Raw genomic sequence first — 297 nt, 5'->3', positions numbered from 1 at the left:
ATCCTGCAGGATCTCCTGTGGCGTTAAGGTGTAGCCTTCCACATTCCTGAATCCGGCTGCTTCGAGTTGCTGTAAAAGAGTTGGATGATTAGAATCGGCGTGAAGAATGGTCATGAATGATCAGATTTTTGGATAGTCAGATTGGGTAAGGCTGTCCTGCACATCACCGGTGTGTTTGGTGCTGAGCTTTTCAAAAAGCATGATGTGCACTTCCTCTCCGTCTTTGGTCATAGGACAATGTTTTACGCCTTTTGGCACAACAATGATCTCCCCTTCATTTACAGTTTCTGTACGATC

1 protein-coding gene is annotated in these 297 nt (G+C 45.5%); it reads right to left on the bottom strand.

From position 1 onward, the window contains the following. Nucleotides 1-120: 120 nt before the first annotated feature. The coding region (locus HC175_RS24555) for a cupin domain-containing protein (RefSeq protein ID WP_479685270.1) at nucleotides 121-297 on the bottom strand (177 nt) is incomplete at its 5' end.

It is taken from the genome of Salinimicrobium oceani, from assembly GCF_012037645.1.
The sequence above is the reverse complement of the archived record's forward strand: the minus strand, read 5'-3'. Positions and strand labels throughout refer to the sequence as shown.